The organism is Paenibacillus sp. J31R120, assembly GCF_056269225.1.
The window spans coordinates 485,606-501,212 of record NZ_JBWDNN010000002.1 but is presented as its reverse complement, the minus strand read 5'-3'; the positions used below and the strand labels follow the sequence as shown (position 1 = coordinate 501,212).

Sequence of the window (15,607 nt, the reverse complement as noted above, 5' to 3'; positions counted from 1 at the left end):
AAATAACTATGACGTAATTTGTCACCATTATCCGATACAATCGAAGATGAGTCCAGTACAACATCAAAACGATAAGGAGTTGAAGCAAGATGAATGTAAAATTCACCCCTTTTATCATGCTCGATGGTCATGCCAATGAAGCAATCCGATTTTACGAGCAGGCTCTCGGCGCGCAAGTTGTGTTCAAACAAACATTCGGAGACATTCCAGAGGAAGGTGACACTTCGGCGATGACCGAAGAAATGAAGAAAAGAATTGCCCATTCCGTAATGGTTGTCGGTGGCTCTGAACTGTTTGTCAGCGATTCAGAGCCCAACCAGCCATTGGTGCGTGGAGACCAGGTCAATATCTGCCTTACTGTGAAGGAAGCATCAGAAGCGGAGCACATTTACGATGCGTTGCGTTCAGAAGGAAAGGTACTCTTGCCCCTGCAACCACTCTATTTCAGTCCCGCCTACGGTATGGTAACAGATCGGTTTGGAGTTACCTTTCAAATTTTCACAGAAAGAAGCTAGGCAGCACTACGATTATCTGCACTGTCTAACAGCAAGTTTAAGGGCCATCCTTTGCGGATTGACCCTTTTCTTTTTCTCGCTTTGTTGATTTAGCTTTCAATTTCCGTATAAATTTGAAAAGTCACGCCGAATTTATCCGTTACATCGCCAAATCCAGGGCTGAACGGTTCTTCATTAAAAGGCATATTGACTTGTCCACCTTGCCGTACGGCTTCATATATTCGTTTGGATTGTTCCACATCGTTCGTCGTGATGCAGATCGTAACCCGTTTTCCGTCTTCGATCGCCGCACCGCCCGGAGCATCCGAAAACATAAGTTCGGATTCACCAACTCGCAGCTTGGCATGTGCCACAAGGTCCTTGAGATCGTCCGTGAACGTATCCGGCATGTCCGGCATATCTCCGTAGGTCATGATGGAAAGAACCTCTGCTCCAACTGCTTGTTCATAGAACCGAATGGCTTCCTTGGTGTTTCCATTCAAAGTAATGTAAGGGGTAAGTTTCACGGTCATCGATTGTTCCTCCTTGGATTTGAATCATCATCTATTATTACTTTCTTCTATATAGACGATCCAGCTGCGGAAAAATCATCGGTGCGTTGTGAAATCCGTATTTGCGTCCAAACAGTCCGGCAAACCAAACCGGCCAAATAATTCGGAATCGATGAAATGATGGACATGCGCGATCCCTCCGTTTTGTATTTCAAGAACATGAATGGCCCACGGGACCAATAATCCGTCACGTCCGGTTGGCATATACTGCGCATAAGCAGGACAATTGCCGTTCGCCCGGATCGGCAGCAGCCGGGAGCCCGCACAATGGCTGCTCGTGATGTGATAGAATGACGACATATTGGGTCTACCGCTAACCCACATTGCAAAAGGCGGCATCGACAAGCTGCTGTTCTCATGGAATAGCGACAATAACGTATCGATGTCGTACTGTTCGAAAGCTTCAATGTAGCGGGCAAGTAGATCTTGATCTGCTTCGTCGTCCAGCTCTTGCAGAGCATCAGACCGGAGATTGGCATGAGCTAGAGTTGCCCGTGCCCGTTGCAAAGCGCTGTTGACGGCTGCCCTGGTCATCCCCATTGCATCCGCAGTCTGATTGGCCGGCCATCGGAAAACATCATGCAGAATCAATACGGCTCGTTGACGGGGCGGCAGCTTTTGCAGGATAGCAATAAACGATAATCGAATGGTCTCCCTGTTAACCACGATATCAACCGGATTGCCGACAGAATCGGGAGCTGGCCATATCCAAGAAGCTCTGGACAAGTTGTCCTTGGGTTCTGTTATCAGGGCGGCAGGTTCTGAGAGATCCATCGGAAGCGCCCGACGCTTCGCGCTCCGTAGCCGGTCTAAGCAAACATTGGTAGCAATTCGATAGATCCACGCTTTGCGCGATGCATCCTGCCGAATCTGGTCCCAGTTCTGCCATATGCGGATAGTGGCATCCTGCACCGCGTCTTCCGCCTCGAAGATGGACCCCATCATTCGATAACAATAGCCGATAAGTTCGGGACGCAGCTCTTCGATTATGTCTACCTCTCCATGCGTCCAGCTCATGTTCGCGTTTCCTCCTTTTGCACTTTAAATCTCCCATATTATAGCATATCCTTATCCCCTATCTGTTGCCCGTTCTTGTCACCGGAAGACATACCGTTATATGTTTCAATAGAAACTGACAAATACTTATCCCAACATTATAATTGTTTCATATATCCTATAGTGGAACTGACTAGGAGGACGGCCATGCAATTTCAACCAATATATGATAATGGGGCATTGTTTCTACCGAAGTTTGAATTACATATGACATTGAATCAATCGATTGGCATTATAACGGACTTGAAGCGAAAGCAACTTTTAATGAATCAATTAGCGGATCATTCCCACTATTATTTATTTCGAGCTGGGCAAAACGAGTACATGCGTTTAACGGTGAAAGAGCTCATCACTTTTCTAATCCAAGTAACGGAGAGGAATGAGCGTGTCGCTTCGTTAATCGATTATTTTGATTTAAAAGAAGAACGGAAGATAAAAATCAAGGATCTCAGCTCATCGAAAAGGATGTATGTGACATTGCTGCGTGTCTTTTTTGCGTATCAGCCTACTCTTGTACTGGAGGAACCCTATTTTTTCTTGGAAGAGCAAGATCGCCGTCATTTCAAACGGATTTTAGATGACCTATCGAAGGAAAAGCAGATTTTAATACTAACTTCAAATTTAGAGGATGCCATGATTTCCTGTGATGCCATTTATCGATTGAACGAACTTGGGTTTCATCAATTGGATATTCGGGACTCAGAAGAGGATAAGCAAGAAGCACAGAAACAAGATGAGGCCAATATAACCCTACAGAAGATATCTGCGAAAAGAAAGGACAAAGTGATTTTATTTAATCCTCCTGAAATCGATTTTATAGAAAGTATCAATGCCTCTATCCTTGTTCACGTCGGTGGAGAAAATTATGACTGTGCTTTGACGTTAACCGAGCTCGAGCAAAGATTGTTGAATTTCGGTTTTTTCAGGTGTCACCGATCCTACATCGTTAATCTGCAAAAAGTAAGAGAGATTATTACATGGACTAAAAATAGCTACAGCTTGCGATTAAATACAGGGAAAGATATCGTGGTTCCGTTATCTCGCTCAAAATTGCAGGAATTAAAAGCGCTGCTTAACATTTAATTTCCGGGGAAATTGTCGAACCATTCAAGCATTGGGTGGTACAATTCAGGCGAAAACAGCTACATTTCGGCGGGTTTTGATGGCTGGAGACATGCAATCTCTATATACTTAAGCGATCAACTTAAGGATGTGGTGTGAATGGCTGTTATCCAGGTCGAACATGTTCGAAAAAGATTTGGAAATAAGGATGCTTTGGAGGATGTGTCATTTTCGATTCCGAAAGGAGAAATTTTTGGTTTTCTAGGTCCGAGCGGTTCGGGAAAAACGACATTAATCAAAATTCTAACTGCGCAATTAAATCCGACAAATGGCCAGGCAAGTGTATTCAACCAGCCATCGGAGATGATGCAACAGTCTGCGCAGAAGATGCGTTTTGGCATTTTGACGGATAACAGCGGTCTATATGAGAGATTATCGATAGAGGAGAATTTAGAGCTGTTTCGTCAATTGTATGGTCTTCCTAAATCTTCGATCGACAAGGTGCTGCAATTTGTTAACTTAAGCGGAGAGCGCAAAAAGAAAGTCAATCGCTTATCAAAAGGGATGCGTCAGCGTGTCTTGTTGGCATGTGCAGTTATTCATGAGCCAGAATTATTATTTTTAGATGAACCTACTTCGGCTTTAGATCCAATAAACTCTGAACATATTTATAAAGGCTTACGCTGCTTAAATGAGCAAGGGACCACGATTTTTTTAACTACACATGATATGGCTGAGGCAGATTTGCTATGCAACCGTGTGGGGATTTTATATCAAGGACAAATCCAAACCATTGGCTCGCCAAAGGAACTTAAAAAACAGCATCGGGAAAACATAGTTCGTGTTGAGTTAATCAATGGGCACGCCTGCGAGCTCCCGATTAATGATGGAACGGCTGATCAAATAGCCGATTGGATGAAACAAGGGTTAATTGATACATTAGAAACGAAAGAGCCCAGTCTAGGTGATATCTTTATTAAAATGACAGGAAGTGAGTTACGATGAGTATCTCATTAAAACGTGCCGGGGCAATATTCGTGAAGGATTACAAAGAGTTTTCACGCAATTACGCGGTCTCCATTATGTTGCTCTTTCCAATTTGCTTTGCACTTATTTTCAAAAGTGCACCCACGTCTTTGTTGCCTGGAGCTATCGGTATTGTTTTTAATACTTCGTTTGTGATAATAGCATGTTTCGTACAAGCATGCTTGATTGCGGAAGAAAAAGAGCGTAACACTTTACGATCATTAATGTTGACTCCGGCTACGACCATGGATGTATTAATCGGTAAAAGCACTTTAGTTTTTGTCATGTCTGCTTTTACTCTGGCTATTGCTACGTATATATTGGGCTATAAGCCAGCAAGTATATGGGCGTTTGTGGCAGCAATCATTCTTTCAATTCTTCTATACACAGCAATCGGGACGATATGTGGTTTATTCTCCAAGACGTTGCTTGACGCATCATTATCTATCATTCCTGTGTTGATCGTATTCACTACGTTACCATATGGAGTGTTGCTAGCGGATAAATATCCGATTTTAAAAGTGCTGGAGTATACACCAAGCGTTCAACTTGTCCATTTGCTAGGTGTAAGCAGTACAGGCTTTACGACGGGAGATTTACTAAAACCCCTTCTAATTATTTTGGCATGGACGGTTGTATTCACGATTGTATCTGTTGTTTTGTATCAACGACGGTTAAAGGACGAGTAGAACAAGATTAGGAAATAGCGACCGCAACTACTATAAAATCGTGTATTTCTACCGAGGGGAGATCAAATTCCGATGAATGTAGCCTTCAAGTTGATGCAAAAATTCAAAGACCGCGTTAACCAGAATAAGCTGAAAGACTATCAGGATAAAGCGGAGCTCATCCGAAAACGGAATTTGGAAGCATGGGACGATGGGCAGCTTCAAGCGGAATCCCTCCGGCTGCAAAAAGAAGCAAAATCGGGCACGCCTTTGGATGAGCTGCTTGTCGATGCCTATGCGTTAGTCTGCGAGGCAGCGAAGAGAACGCTCGGATTACAGCCCTACGATGTCCAGATCATGGCTGCCATTGCTCTGCACGAGAGATTTCTAATCGAGCAGCATACCGGCGAAGGAAAAACGCTATCTGCTGTTATGCCCGCTTATCTAAATGCGCTGACAGGCGAAGGCGTTCATGTGCTGACTTTCAACGATTACTTGGCCAATCGGGATGCGGAGTGGATGGGCCCGATCTACCGTTTCCTCGGGGTAAAGGTACACGCGGTTCAAACTGGCATGAGCCTGTCTGAGAAACGAAAAGCGTACGCCGCGGATATAACCTATGTGACGGCCAAAGAGGCGGGCTTCGATTATTTGCGCGACACGATTGCACTAGAGGAAGCCGATACCGTGCATCGCCCTTTCCACTACGTCATCGTCGACGAAGCGGATTCACTGCTGCTCGACGAAGCGCGGGTCCCCCTGGTCATCGCCAGCGAGTCGGACTCTTCCAGCAACGACGGCATTCCTTTCGCAGAAGCGGCTCGTCAGCTTGTGCCACATGAGCATTACGACTTCGACGAGTCCAAGCGGAACGTTTATTTGAATGAAGCGGGCTCAGCAAAAGTGGAATCACTGCTTGGATGCGGCAATTTGTACGAAAGTCATAATAGCCATTTGTTATCGTCATTAAATTGCGCGCTGCATGTGGAAGTGCTATTAAAAAGAGACGTCGATTACATCGTACGGGACGAGAAAATCGAGCTAATCGACGAATATACCGGACGCGTGGCGGAGAACAGGCATTTGCCGGACGGGCTGCAAGCCGCGCTTACGGCCAAAGAAGGGCTCCAGTCAAAATCCGGAGGGAAAATTCTCGGGACGATTACCCTTCAACACTTCCTTAGCTTATATCCGAAGGCTTGCGGAATGACGGCTACTGCGCACGCTTCCGCAATGGAATTTGATGATATTTATGAGCTGCAGGTCGTGCAAATCCCTCCGAACCGGCCAAACATCCGGATTGACCATCCGCTCCGGATTTATACCCATAAAGCGGCCAAACTTAAGGCGCTTGTACAAGAAATCTCGTCCGTCCATGCGACGGGACGTCCGATTCTCATTGGTACGTCAAGCGTCGAGGAGTCTGACCTGCTGGCGGAGGCGCTAGCGGTCGCCAACGTGCCTTGCCAAGTTCTGAATGCAAAAAACGACGCAAAAGAAGCCGAGATCATCGCCAAAGCGGGAGAAATCAGCGCCGTGACGGTGTCTACGAATATGGCAGGACGAGGCGTCGACATTCAGCTCGGCGGCGGCAACCCCACGCAAGCAGAAGTTGTCGCCAAGCTGGGCGGGTTGTACGTGATTGGTACGCATGTGAACGAAAGCGTGCGGATCGACGACCAGCTGCGCGGGCGTTCCGGACGCCAAGGCGACCCCGGAGCTTCCGTATTTTTCGTAAGCTTGGAGGACGAGTTGATGCTTCAGTTCGGCATCGATAAATGGGTGCGCGGTCTTAGGCAAGACGAGGCGCTCAAAGACCCAGTGATTCACAGCAAAATCTCGCATATTCAGCGCGTTGCTATGGCCCAAAACTTCCATATCCGCAAGGAACTGAACGGTTATTCGGACATGGTGGAGGATCAGAGGAGAATTCTATACGAGGAGCGGCTCGAGATTTTGAAAGGCGAGCAGCCGATGAGTCCTTCGGAGCAGCGGGTGCGGCTTTTTTATATCGACGAGTTCTGGGCTGACCATCTGGCATATGTTTCTTACGTTCGCGAAGGCATCCACTTAGAGAGCCTTGCTAGCCGCCATCCCATCGACGAATTCCATATGCAAATCACCCAAGCATACGAGCAGATTCCTGCTAAAATAAATAGTGAGTCGGCGAATATGCTTGTAAGGCTCGAAGGCTCCAATGATCCGGCGAAGTGGGAAGAGTTCGGTCTGAGGAGCCCTACTTCCACTCGGACTTATATTATCAATGATCAATACCTCCAGAACAAGCGCAGCTCATGGACCCCGGCGACAATAATGGCTTATTATCTTCGCAAGATTTTCAGGCTCTTATTGTGGCCGGTATTCAAGCTGTCAAAATTTTGATTCAGCGTAAACCGATCATCGCCGCCATCATTTTGGCGGCCTTTTTGAATTTATTCGTATGCGGACGGCAACAGCCACATGCGAACGCAAAAAGGGCTGTGACAGATCGCCCGCTAACCTGTCACAGCCCCTAACCGCGTTCGACGCGGCTTCTCAGCTCTTACTCTTATTCCTAACAACAAGCACTAAATCCAAGTATCATTGGCTGCTGTTAATTCGGACTCAGTATCGCCAGTGTTTGCAACACTTTTAGGCTCCACCAACATGAGATGGCATTCCTTTTCAGCGGAAGGCTTCATCTCCACTCCCTTCGGGACTACAAACATCTCCCCTTTGGAAATTTTCACTTGGCCATCGCGGAAATCAAGGATCATCTCCCCTTCGAGCGCCATAAATACTTTGTCGGTATCTTCATGAACATGCCATTCGTAATCCCCGACAATCTTAATAAGCTTAAATTGATATTCATTCATTTCAGCAATAACTTTCAGAGACCACAAGTCGCTGAACTTAGATAGCTTCTCATTCAGATTAATAGATTCGTAATGGATAATAATCACTCCTTATTTTTCAACCTTCAAGGCATTGGTTATATTTTGTAATGCATATTCGATAGCTAACAGGCCCCCAGTAATAGCGGATGTATCCATTAAATAGACATTGCCTTTCTTTACAGCATTCAGATTATGCCATACATTACTTTGTTCTAAGCCATTCATTAATTCTTCCTGTTTTGTAATCTCACCTATAAGGAAAATATGGTCTGCTTGAACAGTTGAAATTCCTTCAAACGTAGTAAGTTTATTATTAAAGCCTTTATTTGCATCATCTGGCGTAAGACCCAAGCCCTTTTCTTTATCAAACGCAAGTCCATAGACAGAATTTTCTTCCCCTAGAAGATTAAAAGTTTTGCCATCCCAAGACAATATAAGCGCTACTGTCTCTCCTTGAATCGACTTTAATGCTTCCCGCCCGCTTATGATTTCTTTCATCATTCTATCAATTACTTTTTCCGCTTCGTCTTCTTTTCCAATAAGCTCGGCTACTGTACGAAGTCCATATTGCCAATCTTCAAGGATATCCTTGGATTTTAACGTTATGACTGGCGCAACTTTTTCCAGCGAATCATACAATTCTTCATGATATTCTGTTGCTAGAATAAGATCAGGCTCAATAGATAGAATTTTTTCAATACTAGGAGACGATTTATCCCCTAAATCTTCAGTTGAATCCAGCTTCCCCTTTAAATAAGATAAAGAAGATAGATACTCTTTATCCGTAGATGCAGCAGGCGGCTCGCTTAATGCAACTAATATTTCAGGATAGAAAAACCATAGTGCGGCTATTTTTTTCGGTTTTTTTTCGATAACAATTTCTTTGCCCAAGGCATCCGTAAATGTTCTTGGCCAATCAGTTGCATTTATATGAGCTGCTGCTGTTGATACGCCTTCTATAGCTGATCCTTTATTTGCAGCAGGCGTTCCAGTGCAGCCTGCTAGTAGGACTGCTAATAATAGCATGGAGATTAGCAGTCCTTTCATCTTTTGCATACGGAATTCCTCCAACATCATGTTTTCTTGGGGTTCTCCGTTATTATAGTAAAGTCATATTTGGATTAGAATGGATGCTTGCTGAAGTTAACATGGATTATTGATGAACTTCTCTCGATATTCAGTAGGAGAACTGCCACATTGTTTCTTGAACACTCTGCTAAAATAAAAAGGGTCAGCAATTCCAACCGTTTGCGCAATTTGTTGTACAGGCGCATCACTTGCATATAACATTTCTTGTGCCATGTTGATCCGATATTTTAATAAATATTCTGCCGGTCCCATACCTGCATGTCTTCTAAATACATAAGAAAGCCGATTTCGATTAACGTTATTCTGTTCTGCAAGCGATGCTATTGTAAGGCTTTGATCATAGTATTCATGAATATACTTAGATACCCGTTCAAATAAAGGTTGTGATTCACAGCTATTTTGCCGATTATCAACACATAATAAGGCTTCATTCAGTACATCGCGAAACAGCATCTCGGTCTGAAACCTCGAAATGCCTCCACGCTGATTATACACATGCCAAAGACGCATAATTAATTCGATAAGACGAGGAGATTGCCCTGTTACTAATTCAAAATGCTGATGAGAAAAGCTTGACTCTTCTAGTTCTGAGTGGCATATACGGTATAAAACAAGGATATACTCCCAGTTGGTTTCACCAAACATTTTATGAGCCAGCCTCATTTTTGCACCCCCATGTACAATCTTTCCTGGAGAAAAGATATAAGGCGTGCCATTAAATTGAAATTGTGTTTTCCCTATAAGAGGAAACACAAATCCAGGAAAAGAATCTGTATAGTCAGCATGAGGCACACCTGGATTGCTAGCGTATCGATATACTCCTTGTACTTGAAAAGGAGTGTGTGCCAGATGCTCTGCTAACTGATTAACGTCGATTTTCACATTGCATCCCTCATTTCAATCCGATTTTAAAGTCAGTTTCACACCCTCGTCCTGCTGCCATGAGGACTCTCGTCTACCTCCACATTATTGATAACAATTCTCATTGTCAACCTATATCAACCAAAACAGTAGATGAGAGAGTAGAATAACGAACAGAAGGCTGCAACAGGTCACATGCTTCTAACCTGTCAAAGCCCCACCCCCGCGTCGGACGCGGCCTTTTAAGCTCTTGCTTTTCCCCCATCGTGCGGGTTCCCCTTGGACGAAATCCAGTTAATTCAATGACGACATCAGGACCGCTCACCAAGTTGACCTATACTATTAATGAGAAGATAGGCCTGTTCAACGGTTTGTTTCACAATCTCGGCAGCTGCGTGATCTTGGGCTAACCTAAGACCTTGGCCAGCCCAGAGTGACATATATTCTGGGTTACTCCCATTAGAGGCTGCTTGGCGAATATCTCTCGTTAATGCATTTTGAATCGGATAGTCGGGTATTGTCCCCTCATAGAAGCTCATATCTTTCATAAAGCCCGTGAGAATGCCACGCGCAGCTTTTCCTGAATAAATTGTTGTAACTTGGGTTGAATCTTCATTAGATGAAAGTATCTTCTGCTTATGAGCTCTATGGGCGCCGCTTTCCATGCTTGCTAAAAAAGCAGTGCCCATCTGTATGGCGGAAGCCCCTAATGCGAGGCTTGCAACAAGCCCACGCCCATCCATGATGCCACCCGATGCGATTACAGGAACTGACACATGATCCACCACTTGAGGAACAAGCGCCATAGTACCAATCATGGTGTCTGTGCTGCTCGTTAAGAACGATCCACGATGTCCTCCCGCTTCACTTCCTTGGGCAACAACTGCATCTACTCCAGCGGCTTCTAGAGCTATAGCTTCAACGACTGTCGTAGCTGTACCAACGATGACAATTTCTTTCTGTTTCATGGATTGAATAATATGGTGCGACGGTATGCCAAAGGTGAAACTAAATACGGAGACATTTTCTTCAAGCACAACTTGTACTTGTTCATCGAATGACTCCGCAAACTTCGGAATAAATGGATTCGGAGCGATACCCATATCCGCGCGATATTTATTAAGATAACCGTTCATCTCGGCAATGGTGTGGTCTGGTGTACTTGGTTGCTCGGGAACGAACAAATTTACAGCAAAGGGGCGATCTGTTTTTTCCCTAATCTCCCTGATCGCATTTCTGATTTGCCCGGGAGTTAAATAACCTGCTCCTAAGCCTCCTAGTCCACCAGCGTTTGAAACGGCCGCAACCAGATCTGGTGTCGTCGGACCACCTGCCATGGGTGCTTGAAGAACAGGGTAATCAATCTTGAGCCTGCGTGTCAGTTCTGTCTTCATCATTTCGAGCTCCCTCTAGGATTCTGTGTCCCAGATCCTCTTGTTCTTAAGTATTGATTATGATATCACATCTTGAAACTATGCTCAGTTCGAAATTCATCCAGATACGCCAGGAAAGGTTGAACGAGAACGCCAAAGAGGACTGCAACAGCCTGCCTCTCGGCAACCTGTCACAGCCCCCCAAACCCGCATACGATGCGACAACCATACTAAACTTTAGCGTGCAAATAAAACCAATTAACGGTCCCATAGCTGCCTTCGAATTGAGCTTGTATAACTACTGGATTAGAATTAGGATTCGTATAAGATGCCCAGCAGCAATCAAGAACGGGACCATTGATCCAAGCGCTTCCGCTAGAGTCTAGCGTGACGGTGACGGACGATCCGTAGATAGGTTCGCGTTGCCCCAGGGGCCCTTTAGACATCAAAGTGACGGTTACTTGAGTATTCGGTTGTCCCGAAATGGACACTTCATAGGCATGTTTAGAGTAACCTGGCGTCCCATATCTCGTCTCTGTCGATTCCGCCGTATACGCGGCATAAGCCGAGCTGGAGAAAGCGAACATCGCAATAAGGACTAATAATAATACTTTTTTCATTATTTCACCTCCTTACTATAAAAGGTAATTGCAAAGAAACCAGCACACTCCCTGATGAAAAATATAGTAAATCAATTATATTATATAAAAAAAGGTAGAAATAAGAAACATATTTTTTTTGTTTGATGTTTCAGCCTATTGGTTCAGACAGGCTTCACGCCGGGGACTGCGTGCTGCCTATGTTAAAAAAGTTCCGAATGATTCTTATTTGAGCTGCCAGCCTGCAGCTTCCTGCTGTAGGGTCCATAAGCTAGCATAGCGTCCAGCCTGGGAGCATAACTCGTCATGCGTGCCTTCTTCTACAAGCCTGCCCTGTTCGAGAAACAGAATTTTGTCCGCATGCTGAACCGTCATCAGACGGTGGGCGATCATAATGACCGTCTTGCTTGCGACTAACTCATTAATGGCCTGCTGGACCTCAGCTTCATTTTCCGGATCAAGCGAAGCCGTTGCTTCGTCTAGCAGAACGATTGATGCATTCTTGAGCAGTGCGCGAGCAATGGAGATACGCTGCTTCTCGCCGCCGGACAATGTGGAGCCGCCCTCGCCAACCGGGGTGTCATACCCTTGAGGCAGCCGGGAAATAAACTCATGGCAACAGGCACGTCTGGCCGCCGCTTCAATCTCTGCTTGCGTTGCATCCAATTTGCCGATGCGTATATTGTTTCCAATTGTATCTTGGAAGAGGTATACATCCTGAAAGACCATCGACATATGCGATAACAACTGCTCAGCATCGGCCTGTTCGAGTGTCTGCTCCCCAATACGGATAGCGCCTTGCTGGACGTCCCAGAAGCGAGCGAGTAAGCGCAAAACTGTGCTTTTCCCGCTGCCCGACGGTCCCACTAAGGCTGTAATGCTTTGCGGCGGAATCGTAAATGACAGCTCCTTCAGAACAGGTGCTTCTGGCCGGTAACCGAAGGTAACCCGGTCGAATACAATCGCACCATTCTCGTCAATACTTCCCGTTCCCGGCATGGGCTGCTCCCGCCTAATATCCATAATGCGCTGGGCACTGTAAGCGGAATAGCGAATCTCCCCATAGTTCATCAATACGGCGGTCAGCGGGTCGAAGATACGGGTGCCCACAAGTAAAAATAGCAGAAAGACAGTCAAAGAAAGTGTTCCTCCGGCAAGCCATATGCTCCCTGCAGCAATCATGATCGTCATGCCTGACCGGGTCAATAGCGTCGCTCCCAGAATGAGCGGGCCCATTAACCCTTCAAGCCGAATCGAAGCCCGCTTGAGCTGGTCAAAGGCAAGACGCAAACGTTCGAATCGCTTGCCCCCCATGTTATGGGCTTTGATTTCTTGAATGCCGCTCAAATATTCCTGCAGTCGGTTGGCAGCTTCATTTTTGGCCCGGATGTGCCCTTCGCTCAAACGCACCTGCAGCGCGTCCGTCAGCCAAAGCAGCAGCAGGCCTGCTGGCACTGCCACGAACATCGCCAGTGCCATCCGCCAATCCAACAGCAGCAAGCCGCCAAACGCCAGCAATGGCAGCATTACTGCACTGATTAATTGGGGCACATTATGCGATATCGTATGCTCGACTTGAGCGTAATCACTTAAAAGCAGGTTAGTCATATCCGCCGGATCACGCTTTCCGAAATAGCCTAACGGGAGACGACGCAAATGTTCAGCCAGACTCATCCGACCCGCAGCAGCTAGGCTATACGCCGCTCTATAAGCTTTGTTGTACAGCAATGAATATACCGCGTATGAGACAGGCAGCCATGCAATCAATATAGCCGCCACCATCCAAAGCCGCCAGGTATTCCACGCAGTACCCGGCTCCGTATAGAAGGTATACATCGTATGAAATAGATCCGCCAGCAGAGCAGCGGGGACGATCTTAACCACGCCATCCAACATAGCGGCAAGTGCAGAAGGAATAAGAGTACGAGGATTCCCACCTGACAGGTTCGTCAAATAATGCTTCACGGCTTCCCCCTCCTCCTATCTGAAGCATGATGTACGTCCGCAACAATATCTTTGGACGATGCAGGAGCAGCTCCAGCTATCTCAACAACTACGGATGTTCCGGCAGCTTCTGCAGTCGCTTGGCCCCTAGCTGTGGCCCGTCCCGCCCCTAGCTTCCAAGAGGCAGCACTAATATGGGATTTCCACATCTGCTCATATAGTCCCTGCAATGCCCGAAGCTCGTCATGAGTCCCACGCTCTACAATTTCTCCTTGTCGGATGACCAGAATCTGTTCTGCCGCCCTTATGGAAGATAACCGATGGGCAATAATAAGCACTGTTTTCCCCTGCACCAGCTTAGCCAACGCCTGCTGAATTTGGTATTCATTTTCGGCATCAGCATATGCGGTTGCCTCATCCAGCACTAAAATCGGAGCATCCTTGATCAGTGCCCGAGCAATAGAGACCCGTTGGGCTTCGCCGCCTGACAGATAAGTGCCTCCTTCTCCGATCATGGTGTCATAGCCTTGCGGAAGCTGCTCAATAAAATCATGACAACGAGCCATAATCGCGGCTTTTGTGACGGCTTCCTTGGAAGCCGTCATATTGCCCATTCGGATATTGGCTTCGATTGTATCGTAGAAGAGATGCACATCCTGAAAAACAAACGATACGAGGTCCATCAGCTTTTCCGTTCCGATCTCCTGGATGGGAATGCCGCCAATCGTAATTCGACCTGCGTTGATCTCCCAAAACCGTAGCAGCAATTGAGCAATTGTAGATTTGCCCCCTCCCGAAGGACCAACAAGTGCAGTCATCTCGCCAGCTTTGGCAACAAAACCGATATCCTTGAGAACAGGCTTGTAATGTTTGCTTTCGCTGCTCTCATAGGCGAAGGAAAGCTGTTCAAACGCAATGTCATAAAAAGACGGCTCTCTAGGAACAGCAGGCTCTTCGACCATTCTTTCCTCAAGCACAGTCTCAATCCGCTTGTAGCCCTCCACAATTTCCCGCATGCCGCTCCCAGCTTGCATCAGCTTCAGCAGCGGTACTGCCATGCCTGGAGTAATCAGCAGAAACAGCACAAATGTAACCGTAAACGCCAGATTGCCAGGCGTATTGGAAGCAAGCGCCAGTCCAGCTGGAATGATGAATGTAAACAACGAACTAACCACCAGAAAAAACAGACCGTATGGCCTTCTGTAAAGGTCGGTTATCCGAAGGGATATATCCCGATAGCGCTCGACTGCATGCCTGAAGGTCAGAAAGCTGTCCGCTTTAATACCGAAAACTTTGACAGCAGGCATCCCGCGAACATACTCAACACCGGTTGCATTCATTTCCTCCACCGCATATTGAAAATCACGGTATGTGTTCCGCCCGCTTTCGCTTGCAAACATTCGGGCTTGCAGCCAGTAGCCGAAGCTGATCGGTACGAGCAGCACCAACGCCATCCTCCAATCCAGCCAGAACAAATAACCAATTAGCAGCAAAGGAATCATGATGGCGCTGACAGTATCCGGAAGCTGATGCGCAATAAATTTTTCGATTTTTTCCACACTGACCTCGATAATTTTTTTCAACTCTCCGGTCGCAGTTCTTGTATGATATCCCATGGGAACTTTGGCCACATGATCGGCAAGACGAACTCTTAATCGGTATAAAATATCAAAGGCCGCAATATGCGAGCACATACCGCCAATATAGAGCGTGATGAGAGCTCCGATTAACGCCGCCAATGCTGCAAGACCCCAATACATAATGAGACTCTTATCAATACCTGCCGGATCGTTGGCATGGAGAAACAACTCCTGCACAATTTGATATACCGCAACAAAAGGGGCCACCTGCAGCAAGCTGGAGATCGTCGAGAAAATGACGGCCACGGACAGAAGTCCTTTTTTCTCTGCGGTAATTTGTAGTAAGCCCGATAACTCGGATTTCAAATCCATGGCAGTAACTCCTTTACATTAGGATTGAACAGCCT

The 15,607-nt window shown here is 46.2% G+C and carries 14 protein-coding genes; 5 read left to right on the top strand and 9 right to left on the bottom strand.

The features are described 5' to 3' along the window. The first annotated feature begins 89 nt into the window (after positions 1 to 89). Positions 90 to 515: a VOC family protein gene (locus AC0YNW_RS08825; RefSeq protein ID WP_475831624.1), complete on the top strand. Its 426-nt coding sequence runs from the start codon at positions 90 to 92 to the stop codon at positions 513 to 515. 89 nt (positions 516 to 604) lie between these two features. Here the strand turns inward: AC0YNW_RS08825 and AC0YNW_RS08820 are convergent, their stop codons facing one another. Both AC0YNW_RS08820 and AC0YNW_RS08815 read right to left on the bottom strand, forming a co-directional pair. Then, positions 605 to 1,027 carry a VOC family protein gene (locus AC0YNW_RS08820; protein WP_475831623.1) on the bottom strand — a complete coding sequence of 141 codons (423 nt, stop codon included), beginning with the start codon at positions 1,025 to 1,027 and terminating at the stop codon, positions 605 to 607. A 75-nt stretch (positions 1,028 to 1,102) separates the two neighbouring features. Next, positions 1,103 to 2,083 carry a sigma-70 family RNA polymerase sigma factor gene (locus tag AC0YNW_RS08815; protein WP_475831622.1) on the bottom strand — a complete coding sequence of 327 codons (981 nt, stop codon included), beginning with the start codon at positions 2,081 to 2,083 and terminating at the stop codon, positions 1,103 to 1,105. 186 nt (positions 2,084 to 2,269) lie between these two features. Here AC0YNW_RS08815 and AC0YNW_RS08810 point away from each other — a divergent pair, with 186 nt between their 5' ends. The 4 genes from AC0YNW_RS08810 to AC0YNW_RS08795 all read left to right on the top strand — a co-directional run bounded on the left by AC0YNW_RS08810 (position 2,270) and on the right by AC0YNW_RS08795 (position 7,260). Beyond that, positions 2,270 to 3,205 carry a LytTR family transcriptional regulator DNA-binding domain-containing protein gene (locus AC0YNW_RS08810; protein WP_475831621.1) on the top strand — a complete coding sequence of 312 codons (936 nt, stop codon included), beginning with the start codon at positions 2,270 to 2,272 and terminating at the stop codon, positions 3,203 to 3,205. Positions 3,206 to 3,343: 138 nt separating this feature from the next. Then, positions 3,344 to 4,189, top strand: a complete 846-nt coding sequence (locus tag AC0YNW_RS08805) for an ABC transporter ATP-binding protein (RefSeq protein WP_475831620.1) — start codon at positions 3,344 to 3,346, stop codon at positions 4,187 to 4,189. Continuing rightward, positions 4,186 to 4,899, top strand: a complete 714-nt coding sequence (locus AC0YNW_RS08800) for an ABC transporter permease (protein ID WP_475831619.1) — start codon at positions 4,186 to 4,188, stop codon at positions 4,897 to 4,899. Before AC0YNW_RS08805 ends, AC0YNW_RS08800 begins: the two co-directional genes overlap by 4 nt. Before the next feature lie 72 nt (positions 4,900 to 4,971). Next, complete coding sequence (locus tag AC0YNW_RS08795; protein ID WP_475831618.1) at positions 4,972 to 7,260, top strand: preprotein translocase subunit SecA; 2,289 nt, start codon at positions 4,972 to 4,974, stop codon at positions 7,258 to 7,260. 185 nt (positions 7,261 to 7,445) lie between these two features. On the opposite strand, the gene AC0YNW_RS08790 is transcribed toward AC0YNW_RS08795, so the two are convergent. From AC0YNW_RS08790 to AC0YNW_RS08760, 7 genes are all read right to left on the bottom strand, one after another. Then, a complete protein-coding gene (locus AC0YNW_RS08790; RefSeq protein ID WP_475832192.1) occupies positions 7,446 to 7,811 on the bottom strand; it encodes a cupin domain-containing protein in 366 nt (121 codons plus the stop codon). A 12-nt stretch (positions 7,812 to 7,823) separates the two neighbouring features. Then, positions 7,824 to 8,810, bottom strand: coding sequence for an ABC transporter substrate-binding protein (locus AC0YNW_RS08785; RefSeq protein ID WP_475831617.1), 987 nt, complete (start codon positions 8,808 to 8,810; stop codon positions 7,824 to 7,826). An 87-nt stretch (positions 8,811 to 8,897) separates the two neighbouring features. Continuing rightward, positions 8,898 to 9,725, bottom strand: a complete 828-nt coding sequence (locus AC0YNW_RS08780) for a helix-turn-helix domain-containing protein (protein WP_475831616.1) — start codon at positions 9,723 to 9,725, stop codon at positions 8,898 to 8,900. 290 nt (positions 9,726 to 10,015) lie between these two features. Then, complete coding sequence (locus tag AC0YNW_RS08775; RefSeq protein WP_475831615.1) at positions 10,016 to 11,101, bottom strand: NAD(P)H-dependent flavin oxidoreductase; 1,086 nt, start codon at positions 11,099 to 11,101, stop codon at positions 10,016 to 10,018. 206 nt (positions 11,102 to 11,307) lie between these two features. Next, positions 11,308 to 11,697: a hypothetical protein gene (locus tag AC0YNW_RS08770; RefSeq protein ID WP_475831614.1), complete on the bottom strand. Its 390-nt coding sequence runs from the start codon at positions 11,695 to 11,697 to the stop codon at positions 11,308 to 11,310. Positions 11,698 to 11,901: 204 nt separating this feature from the next. Then, entirely contained in the window at positions 11,902 to 13,641 is a 1,740-nt protein-coding gene (locus AC0YNW_RS08765) for an ABC transporter ATP-binding protein (protein ID WP_475831613.1), read from the bottom strand. Continuing rightward, complete coding sequence (locus tag AC0YNW_RS08760; RefSeq protein ID WP_475831612.1) at positions 13,638 to 15,572, bottom strand: ABC transporter ATP-binding protein; 1,935 nt, start codon at positions 15,570 to 15,572, stop codon at positions 13,638 to 13,640. The genes AC0YNW_RS08765 and AC0YNW_RS08760 overlap by 4 nt, the downstream gene beginning before the upstream one ends. Positions 15,573 to 15,607 lie beyond the last annotated feature (35 nt).